Source organism: Cutibacterium sp., from assembly GCF_030525615.1.
GTDB lineage: Bacteria > Actinomycetota > Actinomycetes > Propionibacteriales > Propionibacteriaceae > Cutibacterium.
The window spans coordinates 154,565-170,226 of the sequence record NZ_JAUNEJ010000002.1 but is presented as its reverse complement, the minus strand read 5'-3'; the positions used below and the strand labels follow the sequence as shown (position 1 = coordinate 170,226).

At 53.6% G+C, this 15,662-nt stretch carries 16 protein-coding genes, 1 tRNA gene and 2 pseudogenes; 8 read left to right on the top strand and 11 right to left on the bottom strand.

Annotated elements, in window-relative coordinates:
* Positions 1-114: 114 nt before the first annotated feature.
* On the bottom strand, positions 115-1,806 hold the full coding sequence (locus tag Q4B98_RS04505; protein WP_303195933.1) for a nitrite/sulfite reductase: 1,692 nt from the start codon (positions 1,804-1,806) through the stop codon (positions 115-117).
* A 124-nt stretch (positions 1,807-1,930) separates the two neighbouring features.
* The gene (locus tag Q4B98_RS04500; protein ID WP_303195932.1) at positions 1,931-2,113 is read right to left on the bottom strand and encodes a hypothetical protein; all 183 of its coding nucleotides are present in this window, start codon (positions 2,111-2,113) and stop codon (positions 1,931-1,933) included.
* A gap of 1,080 nt (positions 2,114-3,193) precedes the next feature.
* Here Q4B98_RS04500 and Q4B98_RS04495 point away from each other — a divergent pair.
* Positions 3,194-3,865, top strand: a complete 672-nt coding sequence (locus Q4B98_RS04495; protein WP_303195931.1) for a Fic family protein — start codon at positions 3,194-3,196, stop codon at positions 3,863-3,865.
* Between the two features lie 27 nt (positions 3,866-3,892).
* Here Q4B98_RS04495 and Q4B98_RS04490 read toward each other — a convergent pair whose 3' ends face one another.
* The 6 genes and pseudogenes from Q4B98_RS04490 to Q4B98_RS04470 all read right to left on the bottom strand — a co-directional run bounded on the left by Q4B98_RS04490 (position 3,893) and on the right by Q4B98_RS04470 (position 7,992).
* Positions 3,893-4,420 (bottom strand): ClbS/DfsB family four-helix bundle protein, encoded by a 528-nt coding sequence (locus Q4B98_RS04490; RefSeq protein ID WP_303195930.1) that lies wholly within the window; start codon positions 4,418-4,420, stop codon positions 3,893-3,895.
* A gap of 252 nt (positions 4,421-4,672) precedes the next feature.
* Positions 4,673-5,872: an MFS transporter gene (locus tag Q4B98_RS04485; RefSeq protein WP_303195927.1), complete on the bottom strand. Its 1,200-nt coding sequence runs from the start codon at positions 5,870-5,872 to the stop codon at positions 4,673-4,675.
* A 147-nt stretch (positions 5,873-6,019) separates the two neighbouring features.
* Positions 6,020-6,439: a DCC1-like thiol-disulfide oxidoreductase family protein gene (locus Q4B98_RS10545; RefSeq protein ID WP_368492306.1), complete on the bottom strand. Its 420-nt coding sequence runs from the start codon at positions 6,437-6,439 to the stop codon at positions 6,020-6,022.
* A 1,061-nt stretch (positions 6,440-7,500) separates the two neighbouring features.
* Positions 7,501-7,574, bottom strand: a tRNA-Gly gene (locus Q4B98_RS04480).
* 71 nt (positions 7,575-7,645) lie between these two features.
* Positions 7,646-7,852 (bottom strand): annotated as a pseudogene (locus Q4B98_RS04475) (hypothetical protein); the annotation flags it as partial.
* On the bottom strand, positions 7,807-7,992 hold the full coding sequence (locus tag Q4B98_RS04470; RefSeq protein WP_303195924.1) for a hypothetical protein: 186 nt from the start codon (positions 7,990-7,992) through the stop codon (positions 7,807-7,809). The gene Q4B98_RS04470 and the pseudogene Q4B98_RS04475, both read right to left, overlap by 46 nt.
* A gap of 917 nt (positions 7,993-8,909) precedes the next feature.
* Here Q4B98_RS04470 and Q4B98_RS04465 point away from each other — a divergent pair.
* Positions 8,910-9,305, top strand: a complete 396-nt coding sequence (locus tag Q4B98_RS04465) for a hypothetical protein (protein WP_303195921.1) — start codon at positions 8,910-8,912, stop codon at positions 9,303-9,305.
* A gap of 11 nt (positions 9,306-9,316) precedes the next feature.
* On the top strand, positions 9,317-9,643 hold the full coding sequence (locus Q4B98_RS04460; RefSeq protein WP_303195919.1) for a hypothetical protein: 327 nt from the start codon (positions 9,317-9,319) through the stop codon (positions 9,641-9,643).
* Between the two features lie 121 nt (positions 9,644-9,764).
* On the opposite strand, the gene Q4B98_RS04455 is transcribed toward Q4B98_RS04460, so the two are convergent.
* The 3 genes and pseudogenes from Q4B98_RS04455 to Q4B98_RS04445 form a co-directional block, all read right to left on the bottom strand.
* A complete protein-coding gene (locus Q4B98_RS04455) occupies positions 9,765-9,890 on the bottom strand; it encodes a hypothetical protein (protein WP_303195917.1) in 126 nt (41 codons plus the stop codon).
* Complete coding sequence (locus Q4B98_RS04450) at positions 9,890-10,840, bottom strand: GIY-YIG nuclease family protein (protein ID WP_303195915.1); 951 nt, start codon at positions 10,838-10,840, stop codon at positions 9,890-9,892. The genes Q4B98_RS04455 and Q4B98_RS04450 overlap by 1 nt, the downstream gene beginning before the upstream one ends.
* A 264-nt stretch (positions 10,841-11,104) precedes the next feature.
* Positions 11,105-12,318: pseudogene (locus Q4B98_RS04445) on the bottom strand (IS3 family transposase).
* Between the two features lie 183 nt (positions 12,319-12,501).
* Here Q4B98_RS04445 and Q4B98_RS04440 point away from each other — a divergent pair.
* The 5 genes from Q4B98_RS04440 to Q4B98_RS04420 are packed head-to-tail and all read left to right on the top strand — an operon-like array spanning position 12,502 to position 15,458.
* Positions 12,502-12,828: a PadR family transcriptional regulator gene (locus tag Q4B98_RS04440; protein WP_073995684.1), complete on the top strand. Its 327-nt coding sequence runs from the start codon at positions 12,502-12,504 to the stop codon at positions 12,826-12,828.
* The gene (locus tag Q4B98_RS04435; protein WP_303195911.1) at positions 12,828-13,523 is read left to right on the top strand and encodes a DUF5808 domain-containing protein; all 696 of its coding nucleotides are present in this window, start codon (positions 12,828-12,830) and stop codon (positions 13,521-13,523) included. The genes Q4B98_RS04440 and Q4B98_RS04435 overlap by 1 nt, the downstream gene beginning before the upstream one ends.
* A complete protein-coding gene (locus Q4B98_RS04430; RefSeq protein ID WP_303195909.1) occupies positions 13,520-13,846 on the top strand; it encodes a PLD nuclease N-terminal domain-containing protein in 327 nt (108 codons plus the stop codon). Before Q4B98_RS04435 ends, Q4B98_RS04430 begins: the two co-directional genes overlap by 4 nt.
* Positions 13,843-14,682 carry an ABC transporter ATP-binding protein gene (locus Q4B98_RS04425; RefSeq protein WP_368492305.1) on the top strand — a complete coding sequence of 280 codons (840 nt, stop codon included), beginning with the start codon at positions 13,843-13,845 and terminating at the stop codon, positions 14,680-14,682. Before Q4B98_RS04430 ends, Q4B98_RS04425 begins: the two co-directional genes overlap by 4 nt.
* The gene (locus Q4B98_RS04420) at positions 14,679-15,458 is read left to right on the top strand and encodes a hypothetical protein (protein ID WP_303195904.1); all 780 of its coding nucleotides are present in this window, start codon (positions 14,679-14,681) and stop codon (positions 15,456-15,458) included. Before Q4B98_RS04425 ends, Q4B98_RS04420 begins: the two co-directional genes overlap by 4 nt.
* Positions 15,459-15,662 lie beyond the last annotated feature (204 nt).

Genomic DNA, 15,662 nt, shown 5'->3' with positions numbered 1-15,662 from the left:
ATGCGTCACTGTTTTCTGCATTTGGCCAGAGATCCTGACCAGCGCAATAGGGGCAATACATGATGGCCCCGCTGTTGGGAGTGTCGTGAGGGGTCTGTTTGCCGATATCTGAGGTCACTGCAGATCACTTTCATCCGCGCGTGCCACCCAGTGACGGAACTGCTCTCCAGGCTCTCGCTGCTCCTTGTAGTGAGTAATTAGTCGCACAACATAGTCGCCCAGCTGCGCTGAAGTTACCTTGTGTCCGCGCAGTTTGCGCCCGAAGTTCGCGTCCAACCCCAGTGCGCCGCCGAGATGGACCTGGAAGCCCTCGACGCGGTTGCCGTCATCATCAGTAACGATCTGCCCTTTCAGACCGATATCGGCAATCTGGGTACGAGCGCAGGCATTTGGACAGCCGTTGAGTGAGATAGTGATGGGCACGTCCAGGTCGCCGATACGCTCTTCAAGCTCCTCAACCAGCGCAGCTGCTCGTTGACGTGTGGTGACCAGAGCCAGTTTGCAAAACTCCAATCCGGTGCAGGAAATAACGCCGCGACGAAAGGCCGAGGGGGTGGCGGACAGCCCAATTTCATCGAGGTCAGCCAGCAAGCTATCAACCTCGTCATCGGCAACGTCGAGCAGGATGAGTTCCTTCATCACTGACGTGCGGATTCGACTGACCCCGTGCTTCTCAGCGACGTCAGCAAGCTTGATAAGATCAGTGCCCGGTACTCTGCCAACAACTGCCTTAACGCCAACATAGTTGAGCCCGTCGTTTTGCTTATGGACACCAACGTGGTCTCGATCTTTCTCCCACGGCTCCGGGGCTGGCCCGTCAATGAGCTTGCGGTGCAGGTAGTCATCTTCGAGTACCTTGCGGAATTTTTCTACGCCCCACTGCGCCACCAGGAACTTCAGCCGGGCGCGGTTGCGCAGTCGACGGTAGCCATAATCGCGGAATAGCCGACATACCGCTGCCCATACTTCGGGTACTTCGTCGAGGGAGACCCACGCTCCAAGTCGCTGGCCCAGCATGGGATTGGTGGATAATCCACCGCCAACCCACACATCAAAGCCGGGTCCGTGTTCGGGGTGATTGACGCCGACGAAGGCGATGTCCTGGATTTCGTGGGTGACGTCCAGGCGGGGACTACCGGAGATGGCGGACTTGTACTTTCGGGGAAGGTTGACGAATTCGTTGTTGCCGTTTTCGTCGGGACGGAGGTATTCCTCCTTGATACGACGAATTGCCTGCGTACCGTCGATGATTTCGTCGGCGGCAACTCCGGCAACGGGGCTGCCGAGGATGACGCGCGGTACATCACCGCAGCCAAAGTTGGTATCGAGGCCAACTGTGGCCAGGCGATCCCAGATCTCCGGGACGTCTTCAATATGAACCCAGTGGAACTGGATATTCTGGCGGTCGGAGAAGTCTGCGGTATTGCGGCCAAAGTCACGGCTAATTTCCCCAAGGGTGCGAACCGCCTCAGTGGTGAGTTGGCCACCGTCGAGTCGGACGCGCAGCATGAAGTACTTGTCCTGCAGCTCGGCGTTGGACTTGACCCCGGTCTGTTCACCGCCCATGTCTTGGCGACGCTGGGTGTACAGGCCTATCCATTTGAACCGGGGGGCCAGGTCATCAGCGGGGATGGAATCGAATCCCTTCTTGGAATAGATGTCGATAACGCGCTGCTTGACGGCAAATCCAGCGTCTTCCTGCTTGATTCGTTCATCGTCGTTGAGTGGTTTGGTGCCGTCGATAAGCCATTGTCCTTGTGACTTCGGTGCGCGACGCTTGCGCGGTTCCTTGGTGGCGGTGGTCATGGTGGGTGAATTCCCTTTCCTGGTTTGTCCGGTGGCAGACAATCCGGTCTAGTTTTTCGTAAGCGGCACGTAGGACGGATTTGCCGATTGTATTCAAACTGATGCTGTATCGTTTTTATGTTCGCTAATAAAAGTCCTCTGCAGAACGCTCGGGGTTGAGAAGAATTGGTCGTCGGCGGGTGATGTGAGCCATAGCCTCGACGGGATCAGCGGCGTTTTTGTCGCCAACGTAGGAAGTCAAACGGCCTGGCAGGCAATTCCGGGCAATGGGGATGTCAGTGGTGACACCCGTTGCGGACACGGTCATGGATGGTCCTTGGTGATGAGGGGGCAGGGATACGCACGCGTGGATTGGAGCCGCTTGTCAGCGACAGCAACACATTCGCATGCGCATAGGTCCTCTTCTCCAAGGTCTCGTGTCACCAGCTCGCACCTGCGAGCCATCGATGATGGAACAGTACCATCCTGCGAGATGGAGTCTCAAATATTCAACGATACGCGCATGTTGTCGCCCCGAGCGGAGGGGTGTAGTTGACGTCGTGTTCCCGGCAACAGAGCTAGGTGTGGGGACCGGAGATACTTAGCTTCCTGCAGCTTTTCGCCCGAGTTGTCATCTGACTGCTTGCTGGCCTTCTCACTGAGTGCGGAACGATCATCTGGCGGTCTCATCAGGACGGGATCTGGCTCGGCGATCTGATCGGCACCTCTGAGAAGGTGACCGATCGTCGTGTCGTGAAGTCCATGGAGCTCGGGGAGACGCCGTCCTGCCCGGCATGCGGATGTAGGGCATCCTGCGGAAGAACCAGGCCAGCACCCTCAGTGGTCCTGAGCTTTGGGACAAAAAGAAGACCCCGTTCATTCAGTATGCTCATGACACTCACCTTGGCGTCGACGGCAAAGCTGTCGAGATCACGCGCAAGAACCCCACTCCGTCAGGGTGGCGGGACCCGTTCAAGTTCATCAACCACAGTAACGAGAAGTTCTACTGCGGGATTGCGGAAGGTATTGATCCCAACATCAATGTTGAGTTCATGTACCAGGACGTCAGCTGACAGGCATGATGCAGCAGCCTCGCGATGCCCGGCCCGAGCGCAAATGTGTCCATCTGATCGACACATCAATGGAACGTGTCGAAATTCGTCGCTTTCTTCGACACGTTCATTGGATCTGGTTACGTTGTGACCATGTGGAACTACCCTGATCGCCCGTATCAGGATTTGCCTGCGCTCCCACCATCAGGCGTTGTGGAGACGCCGACGGTGCTCAAGGCGACGAATCCCTCGCCGCTCGCCCCATCACCAGCAAGACCGCAGTCGAGGTCTGCTCCCACATCCACGCGCGAACGGCCATCATCCGCAACCAGCCCGGCACCTATATAGGCGATCCCATGACGGGGAACCGGATCTACACTCCACCCGAAGGCAGGGACGTCATCCTCGACCACCTGTCAGCCTGGGAGCGCTTCCTGCACAGCGACCACGGACTGGACCCGCTTGTCGTGATGGCGTTGTCCCACTACCAGTTCGAGGCAATCCACCCCTTCTTCGACGGTAACGGCCGCACCGGACGAGTGCTCAACATACTCATCCTCATCGAGACCGGCCTACTGCAGCTACCCATCCTGTACTTGTCCGGCCACATCATGCGCCACAAGGACACCTATTACGAACGACTGAACGCTGTGACTTGCGAAGATGCCTGGGAACCGTGGATCCTGTTCATGCTGGATGGCGTGGAGTCGACAGCACGCTGGACCCTGGATCTCATCGAGACCACCGACACCATGCGTGCCGCGATTCAGGACGAGATCCGTGCGGTGAATTCGAAGGTACCGGCTACCTCGCTCACCCGGCTCTTGTTTTCGCAGCCCTACCTCAGGATCGACAACGTCGTGGAGGCTGGCCTCGCCAAGCGCCAGACTGCTGCCCGGTGGCTCACTGAGATCTCTGACACGGGGTTGGTCGTCAAGGAGAAGGTCGGCCGAAACGTCGTGTTCATTAACACACGCCTGCTCCAGACGCTGTTCCAGACGCCCCTGCCCCCTTCGTCACCCCGGTAGCGGCAACAACCTCATGAACCGCAACAGCTAGCAGTCTGCCAGTTTCTTCCACTTCCTGATCTTGGCGCGAATCGTGGTAAACGGGGCGACCGTGTTGATATGCACCCATTTCCATACCGGCCACGCCGACGGTGTAGAAGATGCCCATGCTCGCTGTCCAGACTCAAATAACTCCGGCTCAGTTAGCCCACCCACCATCTGGACCACCTCACCAAGCACAACCCCGAACCTGTCGATCAAATCCTCAGTCGATGCCTGTTCCCAGCGCTGGTAAAACTGCTCGTATAGGCGACCTAGCTGATTCCACTTAAAACCCGGTGCCGGGGTCACCACGTCAAGACCGGCTTGTTCGTCATGTTCCCAACTGAGCAGTAATTCCATCCAGCCAAGCTGGTAGGCGATCATCTGCCGGGGCGTGCGGTCAACGCCGTCAACCATCCGGTCCCAACCGTCATCAGGCAGATCTGCGAATTCACCGACAAAAAGACCACCGCGCTTAGTAATCTCTGCAGCCCATGACCTAACCTGCACAACAAAACAGACCTTCCGTGTCACATGTCTTCGGTCATTCGATGGCGATAGGGTTCCGTCATGGGCCACCATGGTCTGGTAGCTAGTAGTATAATAGTAGGTCCGTACCTCGTATGATCCGAACGTAATAGTTCTGTGCCAGATTTACTTCCAATATCACCGACCACTGAGTTCCGGTCGCTGTAACAAAGGGGACGCACGGCGAGGTGCCCGATGCTTTCGGATTAGTATCTTGCACACTTGCCCACGTCAATGTATCGGGCACGGTGTCTCTAATTAGCTTACTGTCGCTTCCTTGGTCACGATTCGTACATCCCTAACCAGCAGAGGCACAAAGTGGAGGGTAATCACCGTGATCGCAGAAATCAGGAGTACCTCATGGGCGCCTACCAGCCGCGATACGGGGCCGACCAGAGCCTGTGACAGTGGTACGGTGGCAAAGGACAGCAAGTCATCGATAGATGCCACGCGCGACAGTTCGCTTCGAGGAACTCGGGTCTGAAGCGCAGAATCGTATGTCACCCCTGCGGCGGTAATTCCGAATGAAGAAACGAATACGATGATGAAGATGACGGCGATCGGGGCATTGATTCCGATCGCTAGGAGCGGTAAAGCAGTCATTGAGCCAAATATCAGTCCCGCCACTAAGGGATTTTTGAATCGCAATTTGAGCAGGACAATGCTGGCACACAATAGGCCGGCAGCGCGTACCGAAAGAATGATACCCCATACGGCTACGTTATGGTCTTGCCGAATTAGGTCGGGGCTAATTACCTGCCAGGGGCCAATGACGAATAGGTTGATCATGGCATAGCTCAAACTCAGCGTCCACACCCACCGTAGCCTGCGGAAAACAGCGAATCCCTCGGACAATTGCTTCAGCATGCCATCTTGATGGCGTTTAGCTGACGTCTGGCCTGGCAGTCGGCTGAAGAAGGCTGCGGCAAGTATGAAGGTAATGGCATCGATGACAAGTGCCATCCCGCCGCCGGCGAAAGCAACAAGCAGACCCGCTATCGTGGGTCCGAGAATTTTGCTGGCATTCTTGGCGGTAGCCAATGCAGCATTAGCGGTTTGAATGTAATCCTCATCGACTAAATCGGGCACGATGCCACGTAACGCTGGAGAAGAAAATGCACTGATCATACCGCTACATGCTGCAAGGACTGCCATGAGGATCAGGCTGAAGCTTTGTGAAAAGAGTGCGGCGGCCATAGCAAGTTGGACAAGTGCGCTAAGTCCACAAGTAATAATGAGGATGCGTGCACGGGAAATCCTATCCGCAACCACCCCACCCAACAGCATCAGAATAAGAGCGGGAAGAACATTTGCGGCAAGGACGACTCCAGTGTCCGATACCGAATTTGTTGCCTGCAAGACAGCCAGAGCCAGTACAACTGGGGTCATAGCGCTTCCCGCAAGATCGATCGTACGACCGATAAAGAAAAGAAGAAACTTTCGATTCGCACGAAACATTGAGCGTTCTCCAATACCTTTAGTAAGTCAGTAAACCGGCACTGATTCATTAGTACATTAGTTCGAGGATGGAACCAAGCCTTCGGAAACGCGCATCGTGGGTTGATTTTCTAAGCGCGATTCTCCTCCGCCCGAAAAAACTGATTATTATACAAAATTGCTAAAATATCTTGACTCACACCCCCCATCAGCAGCTTGACAGTTAGATCTTCTAATGTTTACAAATCGATAAACTTTCCACCCTATTCTACGTAGAAGCGGTCGTCTCAGAATCAAAGCGGTCAAGCGCCCTAAAGGACCGCTATTATAAAGTTCATATACCCACGCTCTAAACCCCCAGACTACCGTTCCATCAGATTGCACCACTGGAACTTCGTGTTGAGCCCTGACAAGATCAATCTCTAGCCCCGAATGACCAATGTCTTGAAGAGGTTGAAACTCCAGATTGCAACCAACTCTTTGGAGAAATAGGATTGATTTTAGACACACCTTGCAGCCGTCATCGTACAGAAATATCGAAGTCGCCGGATCGCTGCACGCCCGTGTTATAGAAGTTTTCCCCTGCATGTGTTGCCTCCGCATTGCGTCCCGGGTTTGGTTCGGACTGTCGCCTTTCAATGAACCCTTGGCTGCCTACAAGGGAAGCTTTGGATCATTCACGATCGACCATGTCGAAAGTCGTGGCAAATTCGCCAACCGTGCAATAATTGATCGTAAAACCCGCACGGTCTACGCGCGAAACCAGAGGCGCCAGCGGCAACTCTACCTACCATGATAACACGGTCACGGTCAGCCGTCAAGCATTGTTCGTGACGCGTGGCGCTAGAAGTCCGACTGTTGCCCGACATTTTGTTGGTAAGTTGCGGAGGTACCAGGACGAATTGCAAATAGGATGCTATACGAATGCCGCATTCAATCTGCTGACTTGAACGGTACCTCGTGATGTAAGTACAGGTGTCAGGAACCCAATCTCGAGGCTTCCAGGGTAGTGGAGCAGAACTGTTCGGCCCTGGTACTCGAGCAACAAGGAAGCGACGCTTAGCGCGTATTTTGTTCGTGGGCGATACTCACTTGGCTTAGCGCGACATATCCGGTTCTGTGGCAAGTTTTGTTACCTTAAAGCCGAGTGTCAGCATATCTACCGTCGTTCCCCGCCCTCATCAGGGAAGGGTTTTCAATTGTTGGTCATCAACGGTCTTTATGCGGTCATCGGAACTAGAGCCAACGTCGATTGACATCAAGCCTGCCATTATTGATTCGAATTTCGCAATACGCACGCACTAGGGTTTGCGCCGGTTTCGCGGTCAATCGCCCTCTAAGTGGAACGCTGTCATGTGGCCGATTTAGAACTCACATGCGTGATGTGAAATGCTTTCCCATGCTACTTTTTGACGCCAGCCCCATACCTTTTGACGCGAGGCCATACATTTTGACGCTTCCTGGCTCGATGCACCGAGTGGGCCCCTGAGATACCCCTCCGAGGGTCCGATCAAGCCGCACTAGGAGCCGCTCCACAGAGCCATGCGCCCGGCACCAACACTCCCAAAACCGCCCTAGAACAGCGAAAACGCCACCCTGGACACTTCCCGGCTGGGCCAGGATTCTTTGTATCCAAAGTGACGTGCTATTGGAGTGGGCGACGGGAATCGAACCCGCGTGTCCAGCTTGGGAAGCTGGCGCTCTACCATTGAGCTACGCCCGCGTATCTCTTGTGGAGACTCGCCGTAGGTTAGCGCACCTCGTCAGAACAGTGCGACTCACCTCGCCGGCTGGTCAGTAATGTTGCGGAACCGGTCCGTAGATGACTGGGCCGTCGAGGTGGTGCGCTTCTGGCGGTGTGGAACCATGCGAATCCATCCAACGGCGTACCGGCGGCAGCCAGACGATGATCCCAGCTGCGACGAGAAACGGCATACCCATCCATGCCACCCAATTTAGGGTAACGGCGGCACTTCCAACCACAACGCCACCAATGGCCCCCACCGCGCCCCAGCAGCGTCAAAAACCACATGAACCGCAACAGCTAGGGCCTCGGTATAGGCCAGGCGGGACAAACCGTCATCGGTGGAGTGCAGATAGGTGTAGCCGACTTTCTGCCTGCCTCTGGTTGCGGCGACCATGGACTCACCAGCCGCCACCATCGTGGGATCGTGGCGACCTTGTTGACGTCCATGTCGACTATGTGGCCCGGGTAGCCGGCGATGATCCGCCCTGGCTGGTGCAGGTGCTGTCTGTCGCGGGTGATGTCGCCGGTTGTGTTGGATGCGAGCCGGTCCAGCCAGTGGCGCATCGTGCGCACGCAGTACTGGAAATCCTGGCTCATCGGCGTGCCCGGGATGATCGCGAGCCGAGCGCTTCTTGGTCGGTCGTCAGTGTTTGATCAGCTCCACCACCCACGCAGGTAGCCGACAGGGGCGGTTGAGCGGAGCGCTGGAACGGTCTTCGAGGCCGGCGCTGCCGATCACGGTAGCAGGCTACCCACTTCGACACCGTGGCCCACCTGATGTGGAACTCGGCGACCACGTGGACGATTGGACGTCCACATTTGATGGCTTTGGCGACAACTCGCTGTCTTCCACCACTGGTTAAGGGGGGCATTACGGTGGGTCATCCAATGGGTCTCCCCCCTAGCAGATGAATGGTTTCGCCACCACCCATCGCACCGGTCAGGAGCCCGTTCCTTCATCCCACACCGTCACTACCATGTCATGACCCGCAACTACTGGTACCGTGATGAAGTCGAATCGATAACGGGAGTGTTTTATGGCAATTAACGTATGCTGTAAAGATGGGATTAGATACTCTTAAGTATGACCGTATAGTTTGTCGTTAAGCTGCCCAGTTTTGTTCGTTTTGAGTCCGTCAAACGTAAAACCTCAGGAGTCATCAGAATTATGAGTCAAAGTGCAAGGAGATGATGATGAACCCAATTATGAAGGCCATAGCCTTTATTTCTAGCTGCGCAATTGCTGCCACCTAGCTGTCTATTTCTATGGCTGGATTTTCGGAAGCTTCCGCCTGTCCGTCTCCTGGTTCTATGACCAGCATTGCTGCTGAGGTAAATGCGAAGTCAGGTATATTAACCGAGCAAGAGTATGCAGAACTTGTTTTAGTTTTTGAAAAGAGCGAGTGGGGTAAAACGGTCCGATCCTACGGGCAGGATCGTAGCGTCGGAACGGCCGCTATCAAAAAGGCGATCAAATGGGCCTTGCATCATGAGGATGACATCGTAAAAGGTGTCAGAAAATGGGTGGGAAAAGAACCAGCTCGGCGAGTAGAAAAGGTTATCTACGATATTAGTCCAACGTTGAATAGATTACTTAGCTATGAGGATCTTGTTTGGCAAACAGTGCAGGATCAGCTATCGCCAGTCATAGGTAGAGATCTTGCTTTTTGGATAACCAAAGTAATTGAGTGGGTAGCTCCCGTCTAGGAGGCGATTAAATGAGCGGACTTCTCAGGGATGAAATTGTCAATGAGTTGCGAGTTGAAGTTTCGTGGATTAGTGATGCTATAACAGAATTAAGCGATCACCTAAAACTCTCATCCTATACTTTTTGTTTACTGCGAAATAAAGTAGAACCGGAGGAAGCTCGTTCTATAGAGCGAGTCATATTTACCGAATGGAAGGAATTAGAATCAACTTCTTTTCGGACTTTGCGCTCACTTATCATTGATGATTTTACTGAGTCAACAGAAAAACCATGGTCACTGTCCGATGAAGTCCTCAAACAACTTATAGAGTTTAAGATTTCAGAACTAATGCCATAGCTTGTGCAACAAGCTGCGCATCACCCCTTATTTGTGATGAGCCACTTTGCCTTCATACTTGAGGAGGAGTGCTTTCAGAGCTTCGAGATTGTCACCGTGGATGATCATGTTCTCGGAGCCATTATCTTCTTGGTGCTGGCCGCTGGCCGGTCTCGTCGAAGGAGTACTGGCGGTCGAGGACGCGGTAAGGCACGTCGAGGTGATGGGTGATTACCTTGTCTTTGCCAACCCATGTAAGTTCAGCCATCAGCGTTTCTCCTTCACCGGCTGAGACATCCGCTTTGCCTGTTGTTGTGAATCCTTAGCGGCTTTCAACACGGCCTCTTCCAACTCTCTCAGAGTCCGGCCAGCCTCGTCTTTCCAGGTGACTTTGCCCGAGGTGGACGAACCGATGAGAAAGTTCGAAGCCGCTGATGGCGAGGTGAACAGGGTGTCTCGCAGTAGTTCACCAGAAGCGCTGATTCGGTCTGCGAAGCGTTGCCGGTTCTTCTTGGCCGACTCGGGTGCCGAATCTGTCATGCGTAAGCGAAGCTTGGCACCAGCTAGGACAACGAAACCGTCGGTGGTTTGTCGGCCATCACCTGAAGCAGAGGCACACTTCAGATGTAACAACGGTTCGGCATTCGGGGTGCTGTCCATCGGTGCAGGAATCACTGTCTTTGCATCATCGACCGCGTCGAAGACCCGGTAGCCCAGTGAACCTATGAGTATCTTCGAGTTGGCTATGAACTCGTCCAGCGCGGCTTTTTTCTCCTCGGTCACGTTGCCTGGGGAGGGGTCGTTGCCGTTGATCGTCTGGACTCGTCCGGCAGCCACGGCCTGCTGGTAGAAAGCGTTCTCAAGGTAGGAGATTTCCGTGGGACCAAGCGAGTTAGTGGAGTCAATGATGACAATGGCGTGGGTGAAGTAATCCAGCTTCTCCTCACCTAGGTGCTCTGCGATCCTAGCCAGTACTCCGTTGCCGTTTTTGCGCTCACGGGCTTGTCCAACATAGAGCTTCTCATCCCCAGTTTCAGTGTCCGTGCCGAATAACAGGTAGATACCGGTTTGGGATAAGTCAACACGGTCTTTGGAACGGGTGAGTTCGGTGCGCGGGATGAGGTAGACCTTGCCCGTCCAGTTATCCAGTGAGCACTTAATCCGCCCCTTGGGTGAGCCGTCCATCAAGAACAGCTGCACAGTTCTGCCGAAAGCCATCGGGTGCCTCACTTCTTCCTCGTCACACCGTGAATACCCGTAGGATATCCGGCGCACTGACCATCATGTCGGTGTCGAGTCTTGCTTTACCCCGCGACTTAACAGAAGGATTCCATCACTATCGGTAATCAGATAGCAATATATAACTCTTGCTAGGCCTTGGAGTAGGAGCAGTCCTTGGACTTCTCACCTACACACAACATTGGTTGTAAACCTTACCATAGAAGGATTACTTGGGGTTGCCCGCATATCGTGGACACGTAATTAAGCGGCTTTGGTGTTGGCCGCGGTTGTTGGGGTCTTTCCTTCGGTGATCTGGCTTTCGAAGCTAACGGGTGAGATCATTCCGATGGCCGAGTGCCGGCGCCGCCGGTTGTAGACCACCTCAATCCAGTGAGCCACCGCCTTGCGCGCCTGGTTCCTTGTGGCCCACGATTTCCGGTCATAGAACTCGGTCTTAAGCGTGGACCAAAACGACTCGCTCATCGCGTTATCAAAGTACACCCCGGTAAGGCCCACCGATTGAGCAATCCCCAGTTCCTGGCAGACCTGCCACATCTGCGTACTGGTGAACTGGCACCCACGGTCAGCATGGAACACCAGACCGTCGGGCACCTCACCACGCAGCGTGTGAGCCATCCGCAGAGCACGCTCCACCAAGTCCGTTGTCTGGACAGAATCCATCGGCCAGCCCAACACCCGGCGAGAATGCCCATCACGGATAACGCACAAATACAACCAGCCTTCACGGGTGCGCAGATAGGTAATATCCGATAGCCATACCCGGTTAAACTCACCAGCATCAAACAGGCGCTTAACCAGGTCAGGAAGGTTCGACCCGTGCTCAGACTGGATCGTGGTCACAGGCGCGAACGTCCGGGGCGAGATTCCTTCAATACCCATCAGCCGCATCCTTTTGGCAACAGTCTTACGGTCAACGATAAACCCGCGATCGGCTAGCGCCACAGTGATCCGTGGTGAGCCGTAGACTTCATCTGATTCATCCCAAATCTTCTTGATCTGCCTATCTAGGGCATCCAAGTCTATCCTCGCCACAATCGCGTTTGTGCTGTGCCTGGGCCTATTTGTAGTAGCCGGAACGAGACACCTTTACAAGCCTGGCCATGCGCTTGATGCTGTAATTTGCCTTCTCTCGCCGAATTAATTCGAATCGTTCCGCTGTCGTTGCTTCGCAGCGAAGAAGGCTGTTGCTTTTGACAAGAACTCGTTATCTATCCGAGCCTCAGCCAACTCACGACGCAGCCTGGCGTTCTCAGCACGCAGATCAGACTCGCTCATTCCATCGGCATTTCCCTGGCATTCGCTCTCGTTTTGACCCATTTACCGAGCGTTTGCTCGCACAGACCCAACGATTTCGCGACGGCAACAATTGTTTGACCAGTATCAATCACTTGACTCGCAGCATCATGACGGTATTCAGGCATAAACCGTCTTCTCTTCGCACTCATCAGACACATCCTTCCAAGGAACCGACACCACAGGCCAATCCCTCTTAGCTAGTGTCAACAAAACAAGGATAACCCCACAGGTGACGCAAATTCCTACTTATCAGACCTGACGTCCTAGCGAAAAATAGTTGCTAGACTTTTACACAGGCGGTAGTATGTCATGCAAGGAACAAGGTTAAGCAAGGATTGGTTGTGTCTGAGTCGCAGTTACGCAAGGGCGCTGTTGAACTGGTTGTCCTTGGATTGCTTTCGTCTCGTCCTTCTTACGGGGGGCAGCTTGTAGAGCGTTTTCGTGAGGAAGCGGGGTTGGAGATTTCGACGGGTACGTTATATCCGCTGCTTGCGCGGCTACGTAAATCAGGGTTGGTAGTTACGGCTTGGGAGGAGTCTCCGGTAGGGCCGCCGAGGAAGATTTATAAGCTCGCAAAATCTGGGAAGAATCGCTTATTGCAGATGCGTCGCGAGTGGGAGGCGCTTGATTGTGCTGTGAAGCGAACAACGCAGAAAGGAATACGGTAATGAAGTGGTTCGGTAAGGACACAGAAGGGCAGGCGCGAGTTTTGGGGATACCTGTCTCCGGGCTGTGGTTGGGGCGCTCTGATGCTGCGTTGGATGGTTTTGAACCAGAGAATCCGCGCTTGTGCATTCCTCGAAAATACGGACTGGGTTGGGACGTTAATCTGGGTGCTGTTGGCGTGCGTTTAGGGCTAATTCGCCCTGATGATTCTCTACCGGACTTGGCCAGTTATGTCCCCTCACGTCTAAAGCGCGGCATTAAGCTCACCACTATTGCCGGCGGGATTGGGGTTGGGTTCTTGGCGGTACTCGTTAGTCGCAATGAGCAGGTTCTCGTCCAGCGGTCAACACGCGGAGGGTCTGAAAAATTTATTACCGGCAGGCAGGCTGCGCTAGCTCCAGTGGTTTTAACGACCGTTGCAGCACTAGCGCCACAGATCTTTCGACGCGATGACCCAGAATCCGAAGATGCCGTACGTTTGGCCAATCACGCTGATCTGCTGGGAGTTGAAGCCATGTCCATAGCCTGGCTTGCAGCAATGCGCCGGGCTGGTGACAAGCAGGAAATGAGCCGCCGGTCGATGGTACCCATTGTTGCTTTATGGCCCCTCGTTGCTGGCGTTTGCCAACTCGCTTATGTGAAAACCGTGTTATCCAGGGTAAAAACCCGGCTACATAATTCAGGAGACGAGCAATGAACTCTATAGATAAACTGTTGGATTTGCCGACCCCAGCATTGATAGGGGTCTGCATCCTTATAGGAGTTCAACTGGTAGCGGTGGTCTGGTCTTTAATTTGGCTGCTGCGCGATAAGCGAACTCACATTGCAGGCTTAAATCGCCTAGTGTGGCTCTTGGTTATCATCTTTGGCCAAGTGATTGGGCCAATCGTCTTTTTGGTTATGTACTTTCACGAACAAAAACAGCTTAAGGTGCAGCGTGAATATGAACAGAACGCTACAGCCAAACATCACCAGGTTGATGCGAGTTCAGTGGTAAGCAAGCTGTATCCGAAGGAATGAAAATGGATTTAGCAGTCTCTACTAAAGATTTGTCCAAAACCTTTGGTAAGCACCAAGTACTAAACAACATAAACCTTCGAGTTCCTACCGGCTCCTGTTATGGGTTTGTGGGAGGGAACGGGGCTGGTAAAACCACCACCATGAGGATCCTTGCAGGACTGGCTGGAGCCAGTAGTGGTAGCGCCACCGCGCTGGGAGTTAGTCGAGGCAAACTTCCGGTCAAACCGATCCCTGGCGTGTCTTACCTGACTGATGTCCCTCAGATTAGCCCCTGGCTTAGAGCCAAGGATGCGCTCATCACTCTCGCCCGCCTTGGTGGAATCTCTCCAGACCTTGCAGCCGAAAGAAGCGACGAACTACTCAATCTGGTGAACCTCGACAAAGCCCCCGGAAGAATCGGCTCCTTTTCTAGAGGCATGAAGCAACGGATGGGAATAGCAGCAGCACTCGTTACTGCCCCGAAACTACTACTGATAGACGAACCAACCAGCGCTCTTGACCCGATCGGGCGAGCAGATGTTCTGGGGCTACTACGCGAGTTAACCGGGCAGGTAACGATAGTGTTTTCCTCCCACATCCTCAGTGATGTCGCTAAAGTCTCTACCCACGTGGGAATCTTGCATCGCGGTAGCCTGCTAGCTCAAGGACAGTTAGGCGAGCTGGTCAATCAGCAAACTAAACACGTTACCCTTGACGTCACGGTGCGTTCAGACGTTGCCACCGCCGTGGCTAAGGCTATCTATAGCCTCGATTCTGCCGCAAAGATTCACCCCACCTTTACCGGCTTAGATGAACTTTTCACCAAACTAACTAAGGACGGCGGTAAAAAATCGTGAGTACCTCGAGTTTCAGATTGATCTGGCGCTATCAAGCTGTCTGGCTCCTGCGCTCCTATGAGACATGGATTATAGGTGGGGTATTCGTTATCCTTGCTCTCACGCAAGGATTGTTTACCCAATACACGCCGCAAATCATCAGATTTCTGGCCGGATCAGAAGTAACCACGCTAATAGAGTCGCTACCAGAACCTTCCTGGCAGCAAGCCTACGCGGGATGGATAAAGAACCTTACCCAAATTCTTATCGTAATTCTTGTTGCAATGAACTCTTTTCGTTGCAGGGTGCTTACCGGCAATGGTGACATTCCTTTTGTTTTCCCTGGTAGCGTGCAGCGCTCTCACTACCTCATTAGCTTTGCTATCAGCAGCTGGCTATCTACCCTATTCCTTGCTCTCTTCAGCGGTACCCTAGCGTGGGCAGGAACATCACTGTTATTCCCAGGCGCTAATCCCGCCCCGATCATATTGGCTAGTTTGGTATGGGCTCTACAAATCATTCTAATTCACGCAACACAAACGGTCGCAGCTACTTTTAAACCAGGCATCGGCATGCCACTTGCGGCCGGATTTGGAGCCTACCTACTAATAACTATGTCAGCGATATTTATCCAGGAGGGCAACAAAACTCCCCTTGGCCTCGCCTCCATAATCAACAACCTCGCTCAAGACACACTCGAGGCACCTTGGATCTGGCCAATCACCAGCACCCTACTGCTAATCATTGCGCTACTTTTCACCGCCACTTACTTATACAACAGAGTAGAACTTAACTAAAAGCCAAACACGGGCAACGCAAATAGATTCGATTCAAAAGTAGAAATAGAACCACCATCGCAAGCACTACAGCGAACGCCACCTGCCATCCGTTAGCGAGTTAAACCACAAAACTCTACCCGAACAGGAAAAACACGATACTAGGTAACGCAAAACCCAAACCCGCTAACGCAAGCGATTTTTCACACCCCCTTGGGGCATACT